A 21,968-nucleotide genomic window follows, 5' to 3' on the forward strand; every position below is an offset into this window, starting at 1 on the left:
TTGCCTGGCGGCCGGGTCAAGCCTGAGCGTCTTTTTTAGGCTTGGCCCGCAAGCTGGCCGCCGCCTCGCCGATGGCGAACGGGTCGCGCGACAAAATGGCGGCGCCCAGGTCGACCAGCCGTGCCGCCGTGCCGATGGCCGCCTTGATGTCGGCGATGCGCTTGAGCTGCGACTTGCCCTTGGCGATGGCGCCCTCGATGTCGACGCGCGCCTGCTCGGCGCCTTCGGCCGTCAGGTAAATGCCATACGCACGGAACAGCGCGACCATCTGGTCCAGGTGATTTTCATATTGTTCCAGCAGCGCGCGCTCGTCCGGCGCCAGCGCCTCGCGTTCGCGGATGCGCAATTCCAGCACCAGGCTTGACGCTTGCGCCAGGCTGTCGGCGATGGCGTAGCTTTGGTCTTTCGTCAGTTCGCTCAGTTCGGTCAGTGGGGCCATGGGATACTCCTGTGTGCGCGCCGCTTACCAGCGGGCGGGGGCATAGAACGCCGCTTGCCGCTGCAGCGTGTCGACGTCGCGTGAAAATTGCGCCAGCTGCCGCTCCAGTTCCGGCGCCTGCAGGTGGTCGAGATTGGCCCGCAGCGCGGCCACGCTCGCTTGCAGCGCGTCGACGGCAGCGACATACGCGGCGACGATCTTTTCCCTTTCCTGCAACTGCCGGCCTTCCAGGTGCAAGCGCGTGCGGATGTAGTTGGCGGCCAGCGGTTCGCGCGGCGCGGCGTTATCGACGGCACCGCGCAGCAGATCCAGGTCGCGCAATTCATCCTGCAAGCCGGCCCGGTAACTGCGCTGCGCATACTCCTTGAGCGCATTGCTGACGATATCGACGGCTTCCTGCTCGTCGAGCAATTCGCGCAAGGCCGATTTCTGCCGGCGCTGCGTGGCCAGCCGGCTCAGATGCTCGCTCAGTTTGACGACCTTGGCCAGCTTGTCCGCATCGAGCAGGGGCGCGCCGGCGCCCGGCTGCGCGAGGCCGCCCAGCGCATCGCCCAGGGCGGAAAACTCATCCTTGTAGACGGGCAGCCTGTCATCGGCCAGCGCCGCCATGGTCTGGGCATAGCGCAGCAGGACGTCGTTCAGGCTGGCGATCGACGCGCTGGCCTGCGCGATGGCGGCGCAATCGGCGCGCGCCGCCTGTTCGCTCGCTTGCGCATCGAAACGTTCTGCCAGGATCAGACGCTTGCGCATGGCCTTGTCCATGCAGCTGTGGACGCCGCCTGCCAGCATGGGTTCGAAGTGCAGCGACACCTTTTGCGTCTGTTCGGCGAAGCTGCGCACGGGCGCCAGGTTGGCGGCGCAGCCGCCCAGCAGCAGGCTGGCGCTGGCGCAAAGAAGCAGGGTGGAAATGGACGAGTTCGACGGGCGCTGCATATGGCCTCCATGCGGTAGCAGTGGCTGACGGGGCCGGCGCGCACGCGCTGGCATGGCCGACGTTAGCATGCTGGGCAGTCGCAGTATTGCGCCAGATCAGCTCGCTGTGAAGTCGCCTGGCGGCCCCGTATCGGCGCCAGGGCTGTTGCCAAATGGTGCAGTGTGTTCCAATTTGCGTCATATTTTCCTTACAAAAGACTGACATCGGGCCAGCAATTAGCTCTTTTCTGCATGTTGCGACGCGTCATATGTAGTTGTTGCTGGTGCATGTTTACTCACCTACAATGATTTATCGATGGGGCGGTTATCCAGCGTACGACAATAAAAATAAGTGGCATTTAAAACGTTGTAGCAGAGGAGATGACAATGAATTTGAAACAGAAATTGCTCGTGGCAAGTTTGGTTTTGGGTTTCTCGCAGGCGGCAGTCGCAGCCGACCCCATCAAGATCGGCGTGTCCGGACCGTTTACGGGCGGTTCCGCGCCGATGGGCGTGTCGATGCGCGACGGCGTCAAGCTGGCCGTCGCGGAAATCAATGCCAAGGGTGGCGTACTGGGCCGTTCCTTGCTGCTGATCGAGCGCGATGACGAAGCGAAGAACGAACGCGGCGTGCAGATCGCCCAGGAACTGATCAACAAGGAAAAGGTCGCCGCCACGGTCGGCTACATCAACACGGGCGTGGCCCTCGCTTCGCAGCGCTTCTACCAGGAAGCGAAAATTCCCGTCATGAACAATGTGGCGACGGGCTCCATCGTCACCAAGCAATTCGCCGACCAGCCGGAAAACTACATCTTCCGCAATGCGGCCAATGACACGATCCAGTCCGGCATGATCGTGCATGAAGCGATCGAGAACCGCAAGTTCAAGAAAGTGGCGATCCTGGCCGATTCCACCAACTATGGCCAGCTGGGCCGTGAAGACCTGGAAAAGGCGCTCGACAAGAAGGGCATCAAGCCCGTTGTCGTTGAAAAATACAACATCAAGGACGTCGACATGACGGCCCAGCTGCTGAAAGCCAAGCAGGCGGGGGCGGAAGTCGTGCTGACCTACGGCATCGGCCCGGAACTGGCGCAGATCGCCAACGGCATGGAAAAACTGGGCTGGAAAGTGCCGCTGATCGGCAGCTGGACCCTGGCCATGGGCAATTTCATCGACAACGCGGGCAAGAACGGCAATGGCACGCGCATGCCGCAAACCTTCATCCAGGACGCCAGCACGCCGAAGCGCAAGGCCTTCATCGACGCCTATGTGGCCGCCTACAAGCCGTCGGGCGGACGCATGCCGTCGGCCGTCTCGGCCGCGCAAGGCTACGATTCCATTTACCTGCTGGCCGCCGCCTTCAAGCAGGCGGGCGGCACGGATGGTCCGAAAGTGCGCGCCGCGCTGGAAAACCTGAATGAGAAGGTGGAAGGCGCCGTCACCACCTACAACAAGCCGTTCAGCAAGACCAACCATGAAGCGATCACGGCCGACCTGACGGTCTTCGGCGAAGTCAAGGACGGCAAAGTCGTCCTCGCGAAATAAGCCTGGCAGACATTCGCCGCGCAGTGGCCAGCCTTGAGGAATCAGGACTGGCCATTTTTTTATCTCCCATCCTTCGGGGAACACCATGGAAATCTTCCTGCAGCTCGTCTTCAGCGGCATCGCGCTGGGCATGATCTATGCCGTCATCGCCTTCGGCTACCAGCTGACCTTTGCCACGTCCGGCACCCTCAACTTCGGCCAGGGCGAATCGCTGATGCTGGGCGCGCTCGTGGGCCTGTCGCTGGTGGGCACCATCCACGGCGGCCCCTACATGAGCTATTTGCTGATGATCCCCATCGTCATCGTCTTCGGCGCCTTGCAGGGCGTGTTCGTCGAATGGATAGGCGTGCGGCCCGCCATCAAGATCAAGTCCGAATTCGGCTGGATCATGTCGACCATCGCGCTGGCCATCATTTTCAAGAACGTGGCGGAAAACATCTGGGGCAAGGATGACCTGATGTTCCCGTCGCCCCTGTCGGCCGCGCCGTTCCAGGTGTTTGGCGCCAACGTGCAGCAGATGCAGGTGGCCGTCATCGTCGGCGCGCTGGCCATCATGCTGGCCGTCGAAGTATTCAACCGCAAATCGATCTACGGCAAGGCCGTCGTGGCGACGGCCAATGACCGCGACGCGGCCGGTTTGATGGGCATCAACACGGGCATGGTCATCACCTTTTCCTATGCGCTGTCGTCGGCCACGGCCGCCTTTGCGGGCGTGCTGGTGGCACCGCTGACCTTGACGGGGGCCACCATGGGCGCCTCGCTGGGCTTGAAAGCGTTTGCCGTGGCCATCATCGGCGGCCTGACGTCGGGCGTGGGCGCCATCGTCGGCGGCCTGATCCTGGGCATCGCGGAAACGACCACCGGCTACTACATTTCCACCGGCTACAAGGAAGTGCCCGGCCTGCTGCTCTTGCTGCTGGTGCTGGCCGTCAAGCCGTCCGGCCTGTTCGGCAAAGCCGCGATCAAGAAAGTCTGAGGACCACATGAACAAGAAAATCACCATGCTGGCGCTGAGCGCGGCGGGCCTGGCCGCGCTCGCGCTGTTCCCCATCGTCATCCCGAACCCGTACTACATCCACCTGGCCGAGACCATCCTGATCTACGCCATTCTGCTGTTCGGCCTCGATATCGTCGTCGGCTACACGGGGCAGGTGTCGCTCGGTCACGCGGGCCTGTTCGGCATCGGTTCGTACGCCACGGGCGTGCTGGTGTTCAAGCTGGGCGTGTCGTTCTGGCTGGCCATCCCCGCCAGTATCGCCGGCGCGGCCCTGTTCGGCGCCATCCTGGCCTTGCCGGCCCTGCGCGTGACGGGGCCCTACCTGGCCATGGTGACGCTGGCCTTCGGCACCATCGTGCAAATCCTGATCAACGAGATGAGCTTCCTGACGGAAGGGCCGATGGGTATCAAGATCCACAAGCCCGTCCTGTTCGGCCACAAACTGACGGAAGTGGAGTACTACTACATGGTCGCCGCGCTGCTGGTAATCTCGCTGGTGGTGGTGCACCGCATCCTGAAGTCGAACCTGGGACGGGCGTTCGAAGCGCTGCGCGACAGCCCCATCGCCTCGGACTGCATGGGCGTGTCCGTCTACCGCTACAAGGTGTATGCGTTCGTCATCAGCGCCGGTTTCGCGGGCCTGGCCGGCAGCCTGTATGCGTATTCGGAAGAGTATATTTCGCCCAATACCTACAACTTCGAGCTGACGATATTGTTCCTGCTGGCCGTCATCATGGGCGGACGCAAGACCCGTTCGGGCGCGCTGATCGGTGCCCTGATCGTCGTCATGCTGCCCAGCCTCTTGTCGGACATCGAATTGTTCCGCAAGATCGCCGTGTCCGCCGCCGTGCTGGGCGTGATCGGCTCCGCCTTCATGCTGGCGAAAAAACGCTCCACCGTGCGCGGCGTGCTCGTGCCCCTGGCGGCCACCATCGGCCTGGCCGCGTTTTCCTACAAGCTGGAAAACATGGTCGACTGGCGTTTGACCATCTTCGGCCTGATGACCCTGTTTGTCGTGTACTACCTGCAGGACGGCATCGTCGGCTTTTTGATGAGCTTTATCGGCAAGGGCCGGCGCCATGTGCAGGCCGTCGCTTCGCACGGCGTGGCGCCGTTCGACCACGCCCAAGGCGGGCAGCAGGGCGCGACCCTGCTGCGCGTGGACCAGGCGCTGATGCAGTTCGGCGGCCTGAAAGCGCTGAACCAGGTGGACCTGAACGTCACGCAAGGCTCCGTGCACGGCTTGATCGGGCCGAACGGCTCGGGCAAGAGCACGATGATGAATGTGCTCACGGGGATCTACAAGCCGACGGCGGGCAAGGTGGAATTTGCGGGCGCCGTCATTTCCGGGCGTACGCCGTCCGAAATCGCGCTGGGCGGCGTGGCGCGCACCTTCCAGAACGTGCAGCTGTTCGGCGAGATGACGGCCACCGAGAACGTGCTGGTGGGCCTGCACAATACGTTCAGGTCGAATGTGCTCGACGTGATGCTGCATACGCCGCGCTACAAGCGCGAAGAGACGGCGGCGCGCGAGCGGGCGGCCAGCATCCTCGAGTTCGTGGGCCTGGCGGACCTGGCCAACGAAGAGGCGCGCAATCTGCCTTATGGCAAGCAGCGCTTGCTGGAAATCGGCCGCGCGCTGGGCCTCAACCCCCGTCTGCTGCTGCTCGACGAGCCGGCGGCGGGCCTGACGGCGCCCGACATCAAGGAACTGATGGCCATCATCCGCAAGATCCGCGAACACGGCATCACCATCATCCTGATCGAGCACCACATGGACGTGGTGATGGCCCTGTCGGACGTGGTGACGGTGCTCGATTTCGGCCAGAAGATCGCCGAAGGCGCACCCGCGCTTGTCCAAAGCGATCCGAAAGTGATCGAAGCCTATTTGGGCGGCAGCGCCGACACCCTGAGCCCTGCGGCGCACTGAGAGGAAGACCATGCTGACCATTCACAATCTGCACGCCGCCTACGGCAAAGTCGAAGTCCTGCACGGCATTTCGCTCGAAGTCCCGAAGGGCAAGCTGGTGACCCTGATCGGCTCGAACGGCGCCGGCAAGACCACCACCATGCGCGCCATCTCCGGCATGCTCAAACCCAAATCCGGTACCGTCACCCTGGGCGGCAAGGATGTCACGGGGCTCGACTCGCACCGCATCGCGCGCGCCGGCCTGGCCCATTCGCCGGAAGGGCGGCGCGTGTTCGCCTCGATGTCGGTGACGGACAACCTGCTGCTGGGCGCCTTCCCCCGCTTTACGCGCGCGCGCCCGAAAGGCGACATCAAGGGAGATTTGGACAAGGCCCTGGAACTGTTTCCCCGCCTGAAGGAGCGGCGCGACCAGCTGGCCGGCACCTTGTCGGGCGGCGAGCAGCAAATGCTGGCCATGGCCCGCGCCGTGATGCTGAACCCCGAAGTGATCCTGCTGGACGAGCCGTCGATGGGCCTGGCGCCCATCCTGGTGGAGGAAGTCTTCCGCATCATCACGCGCTTGAAGGCCGAAGGCGTGACCATGCTGCTGGTCGAGCAATTCGCCGCCGCCGCCCTGAACGTGGCCGATTACGGCTACGTGCTGGAAAACGGCAGCATTTCCGTGCATGGGCCGGCCGAAAGCCTGAAAAATGATCCGAAGGTGATCGCGGCGTATCTGGGGGGCGGGCACTGAAGGGGCGCTTGCTTCGCGTTACTTAATGCTCGAGCTGTGTGATTAAATTTGCTGTAGTCTTCTTTTGGCGTCAGTTTTAGTTTTTATTCTAAAAAATGCGATAGGCTGAATATTGTAGGGTGAGTATTTTTGCTCAGTTTTTATGGCGTTTAATGATTTAAAACTTGGATTGATCAGATATTTTGGTTGATAAATATTAAGTTAGCGCCCCATTTTCTTATGGAAAATATATGCCAACGTGTTTTGTAATCCAGCCATTTGATGGCGGTCCATACGATAAGAGGTATAACGACGTTTTACGAACCCGCCATTAGGGCGGCTGGATATGATGCCTATCGTGTCGATCAAGATCCGAGCGTGTCGGTTCCAATTGAATCAATCGAGAATGGCATTCGATCGGCTATTGTTTGCCTTGCAGATATTACAGTGGATAACCCGAATGTTTGGTATGAACTCGGATATGCGTTTGCATCTGGGCGACCAGTAGTAATGATTTGTAACGCGGAGCGACTTGGCAAGAAATTTCCGTTCGATATCCAACATCGTACAATCATAGTATATAAGTCTGAATCACTTAGCGATTTCAGTAAGCTCAAGGCGGATATAACGGAAAAGATAAAGGCCTACGTGAAAAAAGATGCAGCATTGCAGTTTATATCTGACGCAGAGGCTGTTGCTCCTGTAGCAGGTTTATCTCCACCAGAATTAAGAGTAATGGCAATTTTGGCAGGCGGCCTTAGTCCACATAGTCCAACCGGGCTATATTCCGCAAAACAGGACGCAGAACGTGCTGGAGTAACGAGTCTTGGATTCAATCTTGGGATGAAGCGTTTATTGACCAAGAAATTCATCGAAGAAACTATGATGCAGGAGGATTACAGCAGCGAGCGTTATCCAGGTCTTGAGCTAACGCCACAAGCTTGGGAATGGATTGAGGCAAATGAATCTTTATTTGTACTTCATCGTGCCACAAGGGACGATTTAGGTGACGAGATTCCTTTTTAGCCTTTTGTGTTAGTAATGAAATTTAATGCAAGTGCGCCAGCTGCCGTAATTATTAGCAAATATAGATGCGAATAATTACGGCCACCATGCTTGGCTACGCACCGTTACGGCTGATGTTCGAATGTAATCTTTAATGTTTCGTCGGCTTTTCCTGCTGCACCAGAATGAACGGGCTGACGACGACGGCCCACAGGGCCGCATCGGCCGCCTGCCAGTCCAGCGCCTGCTGGTCCGATACCTTGGCGACCTTGCCGTCGACCATCCATTGCGTGATGGTGGCCTTGTCGTCGTGCGAGATGCGCACGGCCACTTCGACCAGGTCCAGCTCGTTGGCGATCCAGACGACATTGCCTTGGGCGAAGTGCTTTTCCAGTTCGCGCCAGGCCAGGCGGGCCGTTTCGCTGTTTACTTTGAGGCGCAGTTCGGTGTCTTTTTCAGGATTGGTTTGCATGCGAAATATCAATGTTCGGTGAGTCGGGTGCCGATGCGCGCGGTTTATTTGCCTGGCAAGGCTTCCACCTGCGGCGTCGGCGTACCCTGCCATGTTAACCGATAGGCGACGCCTTTGCGAACATTGCCCACCAGGGCGGGGCGGAAGCAGGCCAGGTTGGTGCCGCTGGCGTGCCGGACGCTGGGGAAGATGACGCCCATGGAACCCGCGTCGAGCAGGATGGCGGCCAGGTCTTGCGAGGCGATGTAGCTGGCCGGGTCCAGGCAAGCCTGGTAGCGCTCCTGGCCGCGCAGGTCGTGGAAGCTGGCGGAAAAATCGGCCAGCAGCGACTGGTAGCTGACGCTGTCGTCGAAATAGTCGATTTCCTGGTATTCCACGGTCTTGTGGAAAATGATCTCGGCCAGCGCCGTTTTCATGTCGAAGGCGCAATACCAGGCACCCCGTTCGCCATCGTTGAAACGCGCCCCTTCCGGGCGGGCATACGTGTAGGCGGCGTTGATGATGCGAAAGTGCGGCACGCCAAAAACCAGCTCGTCCACGCCAATTCCTGGCGCGCCGCCGTACTCGGCCACCAGGCGCGCGTTGGTGGCGTTATCGAGCTCGAACAGCTCGCGCAGGTGGTCGTCGTCTTCGGCCAGCGGTGCCAGCACGGAATCCTCCATGTCGGCGAAGCGCGACGGGATCAGGCGGCAGGTGTCGATCTGGCGCAAGGCGGCCAGCGGCGGCAGCAGGGAATTCGCGGCGGCCGGCACGATCACAGCCCTCCGCGGCGCGCGTCGAGCAGCTTGCGCACGGTCTGCATGGCCAGCAAGCCGCCGGCCAGCATCTGCGACAGGGGCGTGCGGCCGCCGAAGATGGGATTCTTGTTGGGCAAGCTCACCCATTCGTCGGCCAGCTTGTCGCCGTACAGGATATGCAGGGCCTTGTAGATGCCCAGCAAATAGGAAATGCGCGTGATGCGGTCCACTTCCAGCACGCGGTCCGGGTGTTTCTTCCACTCGTACCAGGCGCTGCTGGACAGGCCGCCCAGCAATTCGCGCGCATCGTCGTCGCGCAGTTTCCACGCGGCGGCCAGCTTGAAAAACCCCTTCAGTGCCGCTTGCGACAATCGTTCGCGCTCGGCTTTGGCGTTCAGGTCGACGAGCACGGCCGGCTCGAAGCGGCTCTTGGGATAGGCGTAGGCGAGATGCATGATATGTCCTTCAATAAAACTCTATTTAAGGACTATTTATACTCCTTTTTCGGATTCATTGCAACGGCCGCGCGCATGCAAAACGGGGCGCAGCGGACATGTGTCCCGCTGCGCCCCGTTGGCGGGCGACGCTGGTTTATCTTGCCGTGACGGTGATCGGCACCGTCAGTTGCGCCGTCAAGCCGTTATTGTCCAGCGCCACGACCTTCAGCGCATAGCTGCCGGCCACCGGTTGCGGCCAGTAGGCCGTGATGGTCAGGCCGCTCATGGAGAACTGCATGCCCAGCGGCGCGCCGTCGATCGAGATCCGCAGCGAGGTCGCACCTGGCGCCGTCAGCACGATGCTGCCGCTCATGGCCTTGCCGGCCACGCCCGTCATGGCGGCGGCGCTGATCGTGGGGCCGGCGGCGGCGATTTTCACCGTGGCCACGGCCTGGCCCGTCAAGCCCGTTTTCGTATCCTTGGCGATGACGGTCACGTTGTAGCTGCCCAGCACGGGGCTGGCCCAGCTGATGACGCCGGCGGCATTGACGGCCATGCCGGACGGCGCGCCCGACAGGCTGTACGTGACGGGGTTGGGCGCCACCACCGTGGCAGTGAACGACAGGGCCACGCCCGGTTTGCCGCTGACGCTGGACACTGTCACCGCGGGCGGCAGCGGGGCGGCGATGGCCACCGTATAGACGCCTTTGCCGCTCAGGCCAGTCTTGCTGTCCGTGGCCGTCACGGTGACGGCATAGGTGCCGGCCACGGGCGCGGCCCAGCTCACGAGGCCGGCGCTGCTGATGGTCATGCCGGCCGGTGCGCCAGCGAGCGCATAAGTGACGGGATTGGCGGCCGTGACGCTGACATTGAACGTCAGCGCCGTCCCCACCTTGCCCGTGATGGCGCCGGCCGTGACGACGGGCGGCGGGACGGGGGCGATGACGATGCTGTACACGCCCTGGCCGGTCAGGCCGGTGACGCTATCCTTGGCCACCATGGTCACGGCATACGTGCCGGCAATGGGCGCGGCCCAGCTGACCACGCCCGTGGCGGCGATGCTCATGCCGGCCGGTGCGCCCAGCATGGTGTAGCTGAGTGGATTGGAAGCGGTGGCCGAGACGGTGAACGACAGCGGCTTGCCGGCCGCGCCGCTGATGCCGGCCGGCGCCACCACGGGTGCGGCGGGGGCGATCTGCGTGCCCGACAGGCTGGCCAGCAGGTTTTTCACGTTCGGCGTGCCCAGGCCGCCCAGCGGGTCATAGCCGACCCTGGCCGTGCACACGCTGCAGGTGCCGTTGCTGCCGCGCGTGATGTCGGCAAAGCTGCTGGCAAAGGTGCCGGGCACGGTGGCGATCTGGCCGTACAGCATGCTGTGCGGCAAGCCGAGCGCCGCCTTCGCCTGCAGCGCGCGGCTGGCGTTGGCGATGGCGACGAGGCCGGCCCATTGCGGCGTGGACAGGCTGGTGCCGCCGATGCTGAGCCAGCTTGCGGTGCTGCTGCCCTGTGCCATCACGGCCGTGTACTGGCCCGTGGCGGGGTCGGCATTGAAGGCTACATCGGCCACGTTGCGCCGCAGCAGATTGGTAAGGCCGGGCACGTTTACCGTCTGGTAGCTGGGCAGGGCCGTATAGGCGCTGATGCCGCCGCCCGTGCCGGACCAGGCCGCTTCGCTGCGCGCACCGCTGCCGCTGTAGCTGAGCGTGGTGCCGCCCACGGCCAGCACGTTCGGCGACACGGAAGGCCAGGACACGCCGCTGCCCGAGTCGCCCGTGGCGGCCAGGTAGCTCATGTTCTTGCCCGTGAAGGCGCTGTCGACGGAGGCTGTCCAGCTGCCTTCGGCGGCGCCAAAGCTCATCGAGACGACGCCAGGGCCCATCAGGTTGGCCAGACGCACGGCGCCCAGCAGGCTGTTGACGGACGCGTCGGGCGCCTCGATCAGCACGATGCGCGCCAGCGGTGCCGTGGCGTGCGCCCACTGCACGTCGAGCGCGATTTCCATGGCCCAGCCCGAGTTATAGGCGGGCGCGGTGGCCGTCATCGTGCTCGACGGTGTGTTGTAGACGATGGACAATTCGCAGCCGCTCAGTGGTGCTGGCGGCAATGGCAGGGCGGCATTCGTGGCGATGGCTTTGGTGGTGCAGCCGGGCAAGCCGAATTTCTGGTTGAAGATGGCCAGTTCGGCCGCCGCGTTCGGGTTGTGCATGGCATCGACGATGTAGATCGTCTGCCCGGCACCCAGCTGGGCCGCCTGGGCTGGCGTCAGCGCCGTGCCCGCCGCAGGCAGGGCGGGCAAGTCGTAGGCGGCGCGGATTTGCGCGGGGGAGTAGGTGGCCACCACGCTGCTGCCGGCCATCGGCGCGACGGTGTCGCTCGTGCCGCCGGACAGCAACGGCGCGATATTCTGCGCCGCCTGTTCCGCTGCAGCGATCTTTTGCGCCGTCAGGCGCCGCGTGGCCATGTCCGCCATGGCGCGGGGCACGCGCTGCAAATGCGGTCGCCAGTGGGCCGAGCCGCTGCTGTTGGCGTTGTCGCGCCCGTCCGGCGCATCCAGGAGGGCAGGAGCCGCATGGAACATCGGCTGCGCCACCAGCGTGCCGACGCCGGCGGGGATGACGGGTACCTCGACGCTGAACTGTGTCGCGGCCGTGGCGATGGCGGCGGGCGGCGCCGTCGTCTCCTGGCCGGGGCCGCACGCGCCCAGCAGGATGGCGGCCGTGGCGCCCAGCAGCAGGCGCCCGTGGCGGGCATGCGGGGGAATGAATTTTTTCATGGCGAAACTCTCCGAGTTGGGCGAGGGCCACATCTCGACAATGCATCGAGGCTGGTGGCGCGCGTTGGCGGTCCCGGCCCTGCATTGGCAGCCCCGCTGCCATGGCGCTTGCGCGCGGTAGGCCGGTGGCTTTGCGTCCCCGCCTTTCGACGGGTTTGCCCTCAGAACTGATCATGCATCATTGGAAATTACCTGATGTGCTATCAATTCTAGTGAATTTGCCAAATAAGTGTTAACTATTTCCAATCAATATTTTTATTGTTGCAATAAAATGTGGCGATTTTGCCCATTGCGGATGGAATGTTGTTAGCTTTGTTAAGTCTTAAAAGCAAGATTATCAAGAGAGCATGGGAAGATCAGAGGTTATTTTGTCGCAATGATGCAGGGTTTTATGTTGAATTGATGAATATAACGAATTAAATGAATTTATGTGATGGCATTCGGCCATTTTTATCCGCTTATTGTGATTGAAAATTGTTTACGCCACCACTGGCAGTGTCCAAACAAGAGCTCGCTCAATTGCTGATATGGATACTGTTTGCATAGATTCAGCCTATCTAGCCTTGATAACTATCAAAGTTAAGTACTTGGTCAAGACTATGCTTAAAGGGCTGCTGGTGCGCCTTGCGTGACGCCCTGTCCTAGCCTATATCAAGGAGTTGCCATGCGTTACTTCCTTTTTTTAATAATATTATTTCAATGGAACTGGGCAATCGCAGCACCGAACGGTTGCGGTAGTGGTTGGAACGTGTGGGTAGTACCGAATTCAATTCCATTGCTAGTATGCTCGTTCGCCTCCTGTTGCAACGATCACGATACTTGCTACAGTCATTGCGAGGGACGGATAGACGGCGAATGTGCTTATATGCGTTGTAAAGAAGGCGGGGACTTGTACCATTCTCCTCGATGCACGCAGGATATACGGCTGGTAAAGTCCACTGTTGATGCTATCAACCGCAAACACCTTTGTGATAACAATTTTTATATAGCCATGCGTAGCATTAACCGCGGAAAGCCGCCATGTGAAGCTTTAGCAATCGTGTATCGCGATGCCGTCAAGGTTTGGGGGGATCCCAGTTTTAATGGCATGGGGAATGCAGAAACCGTACCGGCATGGAAGCAAGCGAAAGAGCAATATGATGGGGCGCTGCAAGAATTTTTCCTGAAGGGAACTGCATCGCAATTCGAAGATTTTGTTCGTCGCACTGACGAGCGTGTGCGGCCGACCAACTTGAGCCTACCTTTGAAATTCGATCAGCAGCGAGGTTTGATCAACATCCAAGGAAAACCATGAGTAGAGCCTGTACAAGTTTACGGTACTGCTACATGCTGGCGGCATTGTTAGCTGCTTCGGGGGCGCAAGCCGCCACAGCCATGCAGACGCAAATAGCATCTCAAGTCGATATAGCTTGCAAGATATCCATGTCCCGTGCATTGGCAGTTTTTCGCCCGAAATTGGCCGCATATCCAGACATCAGAGATAAAGAAGATATCATTACTATCGTCCCTTGGCTTGAAATGAACGCGCGGGCTCAAGTCGATAGCATGCAGATCGTCATTAACCAAGGTTTATGTTCGCAGATATGGCTGCTTTCTATTGCCTTCGCCGTATGTGAGCAATGGCCAACACAGCGTCGAAATTTGCTAAAATATATACAGTATCTTAGGGCTATTGTGGAACCGCCCGCGCGCCGCGGCATGGTGTTTGTCGAGCTAGAAATTCTTACTTTTCCATTATGGGCTCATGTCGATATGGCATCTTGGTCGCCACAGGAACAGGTGCGGGTTAGCGGCATTGTTAACATGCTCATGAACGAGGCACTTGCATTTGTCGTGGCTCATGAGATTGGGCATATTGCATTGAGGCATAATGCACAAAACAATAAGATTTCGCGTGCGAATGAATATGCGGCAGATAAATTTGCACTGGATTTGGTAGAGAAGACCGGATATTCCTTCATCGGTGCCATTCCTACCTTGCTGGCCTTCATCAGTGATGAAGAACTCAGCAAACAATATAGAGAGGACTCCCATCCACCCGCTGCCTGCCGGCTCCGTGCCCTTTTGTTGAGATCTAAAGAACTGCAGAAGACGCTAAAGGATCCCGCTGGACAGGCAGAGATTGAACTAAATCTTGGCATGTCCGCAAAGGCGCTACGCAAGATGTTGAACACCTCCGAAGCAGAATGTGCGGAGCAGACTTAACATCTGTCTCTTATGCTGGCAGCACGCGGCTGAGTACAGTGATGGATATCTGCTTTACTCTTTACTGCATGTAGATGGGGTGCCCAGCTCTGGCTGGCGATGTGTGTAAAGATATTCCTATTGTTGAGCATGGCGGGGAACCGTCATACCGCGTGTTGAAATTTAGTACACGCAACCAAAATTTTCATAAGTTGCGGCAAAGCGCTTCGCGCGAGGTTTGGGCCGGTGCCATCAGGCAGGCTCGGCGTGCTCCACCATCAATTGCACCTTGGTCGTGCCATTGTATTCATTCGCATCAAGCCGGAAGGCGACCCTTGTCCTTTCGCCCAGGGCATCCGTATGGCCGAACCAGATGGCGTCGAAGCGCACGCCGTTCTTTTCCAGCAACAGTTTCAAATGCCGTTCCTTGAGGATGCGCTGGCTGACGACGCGGAATTCGTCGCAGAAGACGGGCGGGGCGAAGCCCTGGCCCCACACCTGGCCATCCATCAGCTCGATGAAGGCCGTCGTGTAATACGCGTCTTCCAGCGGGCCATCCGTTTCCACCACCCGTTCCAGCTGTTGGGCGCTGAGCCAAGCCTGGCCCACGGCTTCGAAGGCCTGGGAAAAGGCGTCGAAGGCGTCGGCGCGGATGGTCAAGCCCGCCGCCATGGCGTGGCCGCCGAACTTGTCGATCAGGCTAGGCGCCCGTTTCGACACGAGGTCGAGCGCGTCGCGCAAGTGGAAACCGGGAATCGAGCGTCCGGAACCCTTGATCCAGCCGTCGGCACCGGGTGCAAAGGTAATCGTCGGGCGGTAGAATTTTTCCTTCAGGCGCGAAGCGACGATGCCGATCACGCCCTGGTGCCAGGATTCGTCAAACACGCTGATGGTGCTGCTGTTGGCCGGCTCGAAATCGTCGAGGTGCAGCAGGGCCGTATCCTGCATTTCCGCCTCGATTTCGCGGCGTTTCAGGTTGATGTCGTTCAATTGCTGCGCCAGCGCCCAGGCGCGGCCTTCGTCGTCCGTGATCAGGCATTCGATGCCCAGCGACATGTCTTGCAGGCGGCCGGCCGCATTCAGGCGCGGTCCCAGGGCAAAGCCCAGGTCGAACGGCGTGGCGCTGCGCGCTTCGCGGCCCGCCACGCGAAAGAGCGCCGCCACGCCCGCGTGCAAATTGCCCTTGCGCATGCGTTTGAGGCCTTGCGCGACGAGGATGCGGTTGTTCGTATCGAGACGCACCACGTCGGCCACCGTGCCCAGCGCCACCAGGTCGAGCAGGTTGTCGAGCTTGGGTTGCGTTTGCGCGTCAAAGATGCCGCGCCGGCGCAGCTCGGCCCGCAGGGCCAGCAGGACGTAGAACACGACGCCCACGCCCGCCAGATGCTTGGATGGGAAACCGCAGGCGGGCTGGTTCGGGTTGACGATGACGGCCGCGTCGGGCAGGGTGTCGGCCGGCAAATGGTGGTCGGTGACGACGACCTGGATGCCGCGCCGGTTCGCTTCGGCCACGCCATCGATGCTGGCGATGCCGTTGTCGACGGTGATGATGATGTCGGGCGATTTTTCGCGCGCCGTCAGTTCGACGATTTCCGGCGTCAGGCCGTAGCCGTATTCAAAACGGTTGGGCACGATGAAATCGACGTCGGCGCCCATGGCGCGCAAGCCGCGGATGGCCACGGCGCAGGCCGTGGCGCCGTCGCAATCGTAGTCGGCCACGATGACCATGCGTTTCTTGGCGGCAATCGCATCGGCCAGGAAGACGCCGGCCGCGCCGATGTGCAGCAAGCCGGACGGCGGTATCAAGTCCTTGGCCTCAATCGACAGTTCTTTCGCGTCGGACAGGCCGCGCGAGGCGTACAGGCGGGCCAGCACGGGGTGGATGCCTCCCTGGCGCAGCAATTCGGATTCGCGGTAAGGGCAGGGACGGGTGGCGATGCGGGTACGGGTCATGATGCTTTCAACTTGTTCAGGGTAATCGCGCGCCAGAATTTACGCTGCGCATGCTTGCTGGTCTTGACGTCCAGCCAGGCGTCGCGGTGGCTCAGCACCAGGCGCAGCTGGCCCAGGCGGCCATCTTTCAAGGCCGCCAGCAGGGGCGCGAACCAGTCCGTTTCCAGCGCTTGCAATTGCTGCAGCCACATGCCCCATTCCTGGGCCTGTGCCGCTTCGGTCAAGCCGCCCAGCACGACGATCGTGTCGGATTGGTCCGTCAGCACACTGTTTGGACTGGCATCGCGCCGCGCCGGTTCCGCCAGCGCTGCCAACCAGCCCGGTGCATTCTGCGTATGCAGGCTGGCCGCGCAGCGTGCAGCTTCGCTCGTGGCCACGCTCCCGCCCCAGATCCAGAACGCATTGATGGCTTTCAAGCCCCGTTCTTCGCGCGCCGCATTGACGGGGTGTTCATGCCACAGCATCTGCACTTCGTTCTGCAGGCGGCGCGCGGCGCGCGCGTGCTCGCCTTCCGGCATCCAGACGGACAGGTCTTGCGTGGTGGCGGCGTCGGGCGTGGCGCACTGCAAGTCGGACCAGCCGTCGGCGCGCATGAACCAGGTGCCCGCGTCGCCATACGCCAGCGGCTGGCCGATCTCGTCGAAATACGGGGCAGCGATGTCGAACAGGGCGCGCCCATCGGTCTCGTTCAGCTTGAGCTGGCGCAAGTCTTCCAGGCTGATATGGCTGCGGGCAATGGCCAGGTGGGCCGGATGCAGCAGGAAGTAGCGTGCGCCCGGTTCCGGCACGAGGCCGTAGCCGCGCATGGCCCGGGCGGCAAAGGCCGCCTGCGCCGCCGCGCCGTTGGGCGCGGGCGACAGGTCCAGGGTGTGCGCCAGCCACGCTTCATGCGGCAGCAAGCGGTTGGCGTTGTCAAAAATTTCTAAATTGCAAGTGGAGGTGCGCGACAGCAGCGCTGCCAGCGCGGGCGCCTGCAAGACCTTGAGCAGGTCGGCAGCCAGTTCGGCGTTGGGCAAGGCGAAGGGCAAGACGAGGGTAAGTTGATTCATCCCGAGATTGTAGGCGATAGCGGCGGCGTGCGAGTAGGGCGCATGTGTTTTCGCCTCGATCATTGCCACAGATTGGCGCGGGCAAGCCAGCCGCCTTGCATATTAAAAATATCAATAAAGCATCTTCATTATTTAAATTTTATTTTTATCATCGGAAAATGATTCTCTTTTGAAAAGATAGTGGATATAATTGCGCTAACTTAATATCAGAAAGACAATCACCCCCTGCTGCGTGGTTGCGTCGTCTGGCTCCTGTGTCCCTCGAAATTGTATACAAGATCTGCCGGCTTCATTTTTAAACAAGTCCCTTCTTGGAAGCCCACTTATGTATACATTCGCCGCTTTGCGCGGCCAGGCTGATCGCGCCCTGGCCCCTCGTACTTCCGCTCCTGCTGCCGCCGTGGCATGCCGTCAGGAGGCCGCATGACTACCTACAACCTGTCGACCACGGTCCACGTCTGCGAAGACATCAACAAAAATTTCGATATCCGCGACCTGCTGATCCAGGCCGGCTACTCGGTGCAAGGCGAACTGAACATCAAGAATTTCACCGTGCTGTTGCCTGACGATACGGAATCGACCGAGAACACACCGCTGTTCGGCATGCTCGATGCGGACACCGTGTATGTGCGTCCCGGCGACTGGGCCGCCAACTACAACGGCAGCTTCTCGACCATCGAAGTGACGATTGACAAGGGCAATGGCGATATCGTCCAGCTGAGCCTGCAAGTCATCATCGACCCCGTCAACGACGCGCCGGACGCGGCCGACAAGACGTTTACATTGACCAATGGCAACAGCGTGGTGCTCAGCGAAGGCGATTTCGGCTTCCACGACGACGTCGAGCACGACGGCTTCAAGTCCATCGTCATCACGAATACCACCACGGCGGGCCAGGTTCTGTTGAATGGCGTGGCCGTGACGGTGGGCACGGAAGTGTCCATCGACGACATCCGCGCGGGCCACCTGGTCTTCGTGCCGAGCCAGACCGTGGCGGGCGACTTCGACCTCGGTTTCAAGGTGCGCGATGACGGCGGCACGGCCGGCTGCAATGCGCAAGACCTGAGTCTGGCGCCCCATTACCTGACCTTCAAGGTGCCGATGGCCCACCTGGGCGACTTCGTCTGGGAAGACAAGAATGCCAACGGCGTGCAGGACGCGGGCGAGGCGGGCATCGCCAATGTGGTCGTGCAATTGAAGGATACGGCCGGCAATGTGGTCGCCTCCACCACGACGGACGCCAGCGGCGGCTACCACTTTGACGTCAACCCGGGCACGTATTCCGTGACCGTGGTGGCGCCCGCCGGCTATGTGCCGACGGCGGCGAACCAGGGCGGCGATGCGGGCAAGGACAGCAATATCGATGCCAGCGGCAAGATGGCGCCCGTGACCCTGGCGCCGGGCGAAACCAACCTGACCCTGGACGCGGGCCTGTACCGCGCGGCCGAGCTGGGCGACCGGGTCTGGTTCGATACCAACAAGAACGGCGTGCAGGATGCGGGCGAAGCGGGTGCTGCTGGCGTGAAAGTGACCTTGCTCGACGCGTCGGGCAACGCCGTCGGCAGCCCTTTGGTGACGGATGCGAACGGCAACTACCTGTTCACGAATTTGAAACCGGGCGCCTACAGCGTGCAATTCGACAAGACCACCTTGCCAGCCGGCTATACCTTCACGGGCCAGGACCAGGGCGGCGACGAGCAGCGTGACTCGGACGCCAATGCCATCGATGGCAAGACGGCGCAAGTGCTGCTGGCCTCGGGCGACAGCAACCACAGCGTGGATGCCGGCATCGTGGCCTTGCCGGCCACCTTGGGCGACCGCGTGTGGCATGACAGCAACGCCAACGGCATCCAGGATGCGGGCGAGTCCGGCATCGGCGGCGTCACCGTGCAGCTGAAAAATGCGGCCGGCAGCGTGATCGGCTCGACCCTGACGGACGCCACCGGCTATTACAACTTCAATGTCGATCCGGGCACGTATTCCATCGCCGTCGTCGCCCCCGCTGGCTATTTGACCACCGTCAAGGATGCGGGCAGCAGCGATGCGCTCGACAGCGACATCAACACGCTGGGCAACAGCGGCCAGGTGACGGTCGCCGCGGGCCAGAACTACAAGGATCTCGATGCCGGCCTGTACAAGACGGCGTCCATCGGCGACCGTGTCTGGTTCGATGCGAACGGCAACGGCACGCAGGATGCGGGCGAGGCGGGCGTGTGTGGCGTGAAAGTCAATCTGTACAACGCGCAAGGCGTCGTCGTGGCCAGCGCCTCCACGGATGCCAGCGGCAATTATCTGTTCAGCAACCTGGTGCCGGGCGAATATTACCTGGGCTTCGTGCCGCCGGCCGGCTACGGCTTCACCAAGGCCGATATCGGCGGTTACGCCACGGATTCGGACGTCAATCCGGCCAGCGGCTTCACCACCACATGGGCTAGCTTGAAGTCGGGCGATGTGCAGCTGGACTGGGATGCCGGCCTGGTCAAACTCAACACGGCCTCCATCGGCGACCGCGTGTGGGAAGACAATAACTACAACGGCGTGCAGGATGCGGGCGAACTGGGCGTGGCGGGCGTGAAGGTCAACCTGCTCAACGCCAGCAACGTGGTCATCGCCTCGACGACGACGAATGCCAGCGGCAACTACCTGTTCAGCGAACTGGCGGCCGGCAGCTACAAGGTGGAAGTCATCCGTCCATCAGGCTTTTATTACACCAAGGCCAATCTGGGCAGCGATACGGCCGATTCCGACGTCGATGTCAGCACGGGGCGCTCGTCCCTGATCAACCTGGCCGCCGGCCAGAACGACATGAGCTGGGATGCGGGCATCTACCGCAAGGCCAGCCTGGGCGACAAGGTGTGGCGCGATGCCGACCATGACGGCGTGCAAGACTACAACGAGGCGGGCATCGCCAACATCAAGGTGCAGCTGTACTCGGGCAGCGGCGTGCTGCTGGCCACCACCTACACGAATGCCAACGGCAACTATCTGTTCAGCAACCTCGATCCGGGCAGCTATTCGCTCAAGTTCGACAAGTCGGGCGTGTACCACGCGGGCTACGCCATGGATACGTGGAAATGGGGCGCGAAGAACGTGGGCACGAACGACAATATCGATTCGGATGTCAACAGCAACGGCACGACGTCCAACGTGGTCTACACGGACATATTGAAGCTGGCGTCGGGTCAGAACGACATGAGCTGGGATGCGGCCATCACGCCCATCGTCATCGACCTCAACGGTGACGGCGTGCACACGATCGCCCGCGCCGACTTCCACGGCAGCTTCGACCTGCTGGGCACGGGCAGCGCCATCCAGACGGGCTGGGTCTCGGCGCATGACGGCTTGCTGGCCATCGACAGCAATGGCAATGGCAAGATCGACAACATCTCCGAGTTGTTCGGTGGTAACGAGAAGGGCACGGGCTTCGCCAAGCTGTCCAGCTATGACTCGAACCATGACGGCGTGGTCGATGCGCATGATGACAAGTTCGCCGAGCTGCGCATCTGGCGCGACGCCAACAGCAATGGCGTCACGGACGATGGCGAGCTGATGTCCCTGCACGACGCCGGCGTGGCCAGCCTGGCGGTCAGCTACACGGAACTGCCTTTCCTCGACGCCAACAGCAATCTGCACCTCGAACGCAGCAGCGCCACCCTGGCCGACGGCAAGACGGTCGACATGACGGACGTGTATTTCAACGTCGATGCCAAGGATGCGGCCGCTGCCGGCGTCACCCTGCCCAGCATGGCCGACCTGCTGCGCGACGACAGCACGCTCGACGTGGTGCTGGGCCAGGATGGCACGGTGACCACCGTCGCCGCCGCGCCGGCCGCCGCCGCAGCCCCTGCCGCGGAAGCCCAGGCCCAGTGCGAAATGGCCGACCTCTTGCGCCGCGCCATGGCTCACGTAAATACCCAGCCCCAGGAAATGGCTGCCTGATGTCCCTTGCCGGGCCATGAGCCTGCCCGGCAATGCCGCACCGGCGCGCCCGTCACGGGGCGCCGGCGCTTTCCACGCTTTTTTCACACTTGATAATCGAAATAGGGAAACCACAATGAAACAATCCATGCACCTGATCGTTCGCGGCGCCATCGCCGCAGCCGCTTTCGCCCTCGCCAGCGGCAGCGCCCTGGCCGCCTCCAATCTGCAAGTCGTCGATTCGCACAGCGTCAGCCTGTTTACGGCTGCTGGCGGTGCCTTCGGCTCGGGCAGCGCCATCTCGCCGACCTTGTGGGAAGTCAAATACGACAGCAACACCTTCCTGGCGTTTTGCCTCGATCCCCATGTGGCCGTAAGCAACAGTTCGAACAGCTACAGCAGCGGCGCCTTCGCCGCCAGCGATGCCGTCAAGCGCCTGTATGAAGGGTATTACGCTTCGTCCATCGCGGCTGTGTCGACCAGCGCCAACAGCGCCGCCGCCTTCCAGCTGGCCCTGTGGGAATTGAATAACGACAACACGAACCTGCTGACGGGCGACCTGCGCTTCAAAAACCTGAGCAACGCCGTCGTCAGCCAGGCCAACACCATGTTGGGCGTGGCCACGGGCAATGGCGCCATCCAGAACCTGTACAACTACACGAGCTTGACGAGCGTCAACCCAGCTTCGCAAACCCTGCTGGCCGTGTCGCCAGTGCCGGAAGCGCAGACGTGGGCCATGCTGGTCGCGGGCCTGGGTTTGCTGGGCTTCATGGCGCGCCGCCGCAAGGGCGCTTCCGCGCTGACTTAATTATTACTCATTAATCAGCGCTCATCGCTCATCGCGCAAGCGATAGCGTTCCCGCTGCGGCGCGCCCGACCGGCGCGCCGCAGCGTTTTATTGTGAA

17 protein-coding genes and 1 riboswitch are annotated in these 21,968 nt (G+C 61.2%); of the genes, 9 read left to right on the top strand and 8 right to left on the bottom strand.

Translation table 11 applies throughout. The features are described from left to right. Positions 1–16 precede the first annotated feature (16 nt). A complete protein-coding gene (locus tag AC1RBA_RS01610) occupies positions 17–439 on the bottom strand; it encodes a hypothetical protein (protein WP_230506737.1) in 423 nt (140 codons plus the stop codon). Between the two features lie 24 nt (positions 440–463). Beyond that, the gene (locus AC1RBA_RS01615; protein WP_492416203.1) at positions 464–1,372 is read right to left on the bottom strand and encodes a hypothetical protein; all 909 of its coding nucleotides are present in this window, start codon (positions 1,370–1,372) and stop codon (positions 464–466) included. A 366-nt stretch (positions 1,373–1,738) separates the two neighbouring features. Between AC1RBA_RS01615 and AC1RBA_RS01620 the strand changes: the two genes are divergently transcribed. From AC1RBA_RS01620 to AC1RBA_RS01640, 5 genes are all read left to right on the top strand, one after another. Beyond that, positions 1,739–2,896: an ABC transporter substrate-binding protein gene (locus AC1RBA_RS01620; RefSeq protein ID WP_070219975.1), complete on the top strand. Its 1,158-nt coding sequence runs from the start codon at positions 1,739–1,741 to the stop codon at positions 2,894–2,896. A gap of 85 nt (positions 2,897–2,981) precedes the next feature. After that, positions 2,982–3,872 carry a branched-chain amino acid ABC transporter permease gene (locus AC1RBA_RS01625; protein ID WP_010398938.1) on the top strand — a complete coding sequence of 297 codons (891 nt, stop codon included), beginning with the start codon at positions 2,982–2,984 and terminating at the stop codon, positions 3,870–3,872. 7 nt (positions 3,873–3,879) lie between these two features. Next, complete coding sequence (locus AC1RBA_RS01630; protein ID WP_492416205.1) at positions 3,880–5,823, top strand: branched-chain amino acid ABC transporter ATP-binding protein/permease; 1,944 nt, start codon at positions 3,880–3,882, stop codon at positions 5,821–5,823. A gap of 10 nt (positions 5,824–5,833) precedes the next feature. Next, a complete protein-coding gene (locus AC1RBA_RS01635) occupies positions 5,834–6,556 on the top strand; it encodes an ABC transporter ATP-binding protein (RefSeq protein WP_492416207.1) in 723 nt (240 codons plus the stop codon). 357 nt (positions 6,557–6,913) lie between these two features. Beyond that, positions 6,914–7,561 carry a hypothetical protein gene (locus AC1RBA_RS01640; protein WP_492416209.1) on the top strand — a complete coding sequence of 216 codons (648 nt, stop codon included), beginning with the start codon at positions 6,914–6,916 and terminating at the stop codon, positions 7,559–7,561. A gap of 130 nt (positions 7,562–7,691) precedes the next feature. On the opposite strand, the gene AC1RBA_RS01645 is transcribed toward AC1RBA_RS01640, so the two are convergent. From AC1RBA_RS01645 to AC1RBA_RS01660, 4 genes are all read right to left on the bottom strand, one after another. After that, positions 7,692–8,012 (bottom strand): DUF2288 domain-containing protein, encoded by a 321-nt coding sequence (locus AC1RBA_RS01645; protein ID WP_492416211.1) that lies wholly within the window; start codon positions 8,010–8,012, stop codon positions 7,692–7,694. 44 nt (positions 8,013–8,056) lie between these two features. Next, positions 8,057–8,770: an RES family NAD+ phosphorylase gene (locus AC1RBA_RS01650; protein ID WP_240453385.1), complete on the bottom strand. Its 714-nt coding sequence runs from the start codon at positions 8,768–8,770 to the stop codon at positions 8,057–8,059. Next, the gene (locus AC1RBA_RS01655) at positions 8,767–9,204 is read right to left on the bottom strand and encodes an MbcA/ParS/Xre antitoxin family protein (protein ID WP_070219985.1); all 438 of its coding nucleotides are present in this window, start codon (positions 9,202–9,204) and stop codon (positions 8,767–8,769) included. The genes AC1RBA_RS01650 and AC1RBA_RS01655 overlap by 4 nt, the downstream gene beginning before the upstream one ends. 136 nt (positions 9,205–9,340) lie before the next feature. Continuing rightward, the gene (locus AC1RBA_RS01660) at positions 9,341–11,959 is read right to left on the bottom strand and encodes a S53 family peptidase (protein ID WP_492416213.1); all 2,619 of its coding nucleotides are present in this window, start codon (positions 11,957–11,959) and stop codon (positions 9,341–9,343) included. 83 nt (positions 11,960–12,042) lie between these two features. Beyond that, positions 12,043–12,129: riboswitch (cyclic di-GMP riboswitch) on the bottom strand. Positions 12,130–12,623: 494 nt separating this feature from the next. On the opposite strand from AC1RBA_RS01660, the gene AC1RBA_RS01665 reads away from it, so the two are divergent. Continuing rightward, a complete protein-coding gene (locus AC1RBA_RS01665) occupies positions 12,624–13,253 on the top strand; it encodes a hypothetical protein (protein WP_141750090.1) in 630 nt (209 codons plus the stop codon). Beyond that, on the top strand, positions 13,250–14,164 hold the full coding sequence (locus AC1RBA_RS01670; RefSeq protein WP_492416215.1) for a phage exclusion protein Lit family protein: 915 nt from the start codon (positions 13,250–13,252) through the stop codon (positions 14,162–14,164). Before AC1RBA_RS01665 ends, AC1RBA_RS01670 begins: the two co-directional genes overlap by 4 nt. 231 nt (positions 14,165–14,395) lie before the next feature. On the opposite strand, the gene recJ is transcribed toward AC1RBA_RS01670, so the two are convergent. Both recJ and AC1RBA_RS01680 read right to left on the bottom strand, forming a co-directional pair. After that, entirely contained in the window at positions 14,396–16,096 is a 1,701-nt protein-coding gene (gene recJ, locus AC1RBA_RS01675; protein WP_492416216.1) for a single-stranded-DNA-specific exonuclease RecJ, read from the bottom strand. After that, positions 16,093–17,145 (bottom strand): hypothetical protein, encoded by a 1,053-nt coding sequence (locus AC1RBA_RS01680; protein ID WP_492416218.1) that lies wholly within the window; start codon positions 17,143–17,145, stop codon positions 16,093–16,095. Before AC1RBA_RS01680 ends, recJ begins: the two co-directional genes overlap by 4 nt. A 423-nt stretch (positions 17,146–17,568) precedes the next feature. On the opposite strand from AC1RBA_RS01680, the gene AC1RBA_RS01685 reads away from it, so the two are divergent. After that, the gene (locus tag AC1RBA_RS01685) at positions 17,569–21,084 is read left to right on the top strand and encodes an SdrD B-like domain-containing protein (protein ID WP_492416220.1); all 3,516 of its coding nucleotides are present in this window, start codon (positions 17,569–17,571) and stop codon (positions 21,082–21,084) included. Between the two features lie 115 nt (positions 21,085–21,199). Beyond that, positions 21,200–21,871, top strand: a complete 672-nt coding sequence (locus AC1RBA_RS01690; RefSeq protein WP_492402893.1) for a PEP-CTERM sorting domain-containing protein — start codon at positions 21,200–21,202, stop codon at positions 21,869–21,871. Positions 21,872–21,968 lie beyond the last annotated feature (97 nt).

The sequence above is a fragment of the Janthinobacterium sp. GW823-FHT03B06 genome, assembly GCF_058796955.1.

Bases quoted from the DNA above. Each gene is read 5' to 3' on its own strand.
- AC1RBA_RS01660 (WP_492416213.1), bottom strand. From the start codon at position 11,959: ATGAAAAAATTCATTCCCCCGCATGCCCGCCACGGGCGCCTGCTGCTG.
- AC1RBA_RS01615 (WP_492416203.1), bottom strand. From the start codon at position 1,372: ATGCAGCGCCCGTCGAACTCGTCCATTTCCACCCTGCTTCTTTGCGCC.
- AC1RBA_RS01665 (WP_141750090.1), top strand. From the start codon at position 12,624: ATGCGTTACTTCCTTTTTTTAATAATATTATTTCAATGGAACTGGGCA.
- AC1RBA_RS01610 (WP_230506737.1), bottom strand. From the start codon at position 439: ATGGCCCCACTGACCGAACTGAGCGAACTGACGAAAGACCAAAGCTAC.
- AC1RBA_RS01630 (WP_492416205.1), top strand. From the start codon at position 3,880: ATGAACAAGAAAATCACCATGCTGGCGCTGAGCGCGGCGGGCCTGGCC.
- AC1RBA_RS01670 (WP_492416215.1), top strand. From the start codon at position 13,250: ATGAGTAGAGCCTGTACAAGTTTACGGTACTGCTACATGCTGGCGGCA.
- AC1RBA_RS01690 (WP_492402893.1), top strand. From the start codon at position 21,200: ATGAAACAATCCATGCACCTGATCGTTCGCGGCGCCATCGCCGCAGCC.
- AC1RBA_RS01685 (WP_492416220.1), top strand. From the start codon at position 17,569: ATGACTACCTACAACCTGTCGACCACGGTCCACGTCTGCGAAGACATC.
- AC1RBA_RS01635 (WP_492416207.1), top strand. From the start codon at position 5,834: ATGCTGACCATTCACAATCTGCACGCCGCCTACGGCAAAGTCGAAGTC.
- AC1RBA_RS01620 (WP_070219975.1), top strand. From the start codon at position 1,739: ATGAATTTGAAACAGAAATTGCTCGTGGCAAGTTTGGTTTTGGGTTTC.
- AC1RBA_RS01680 (WP_492416218.1), bottom strand. From the start codon at position 17,145: ATGAATCAACTTACCCTCGTCTTGCCCTTCGCCTTGCCCAACGCCGAA.
- AC1RBA_RS01625 (WP_010398938.1), top strand. From the start codon at position 2,982: ATGGAAATCTTCCTGCAGCTCGTCTTCAGCGGCATCGCGCTGGGCATG.
- AC1RBA_RS01645 (WP_492416211.1), bottom strand. From the start codon at position 8,012: ATGCAAACCAATCCTGAAAAAGACACCGAACTGCGCCTCAAAGTAAAC.
- recJ (WP_492416216.1), bottom strand. From the start codon at position 16,096: ATGACCCGTACCCGCATCGCCACCCGTCCCTGCCCTTACCGCGAATCC.
- AC1RBA_RS01655 (WP_070219985.1), bottom strand. From the start codon at position 9,204: ATGCATCTCGCCTACGCCTATCCCAAGAGCCGCTTCGAGCCGGCCGTG.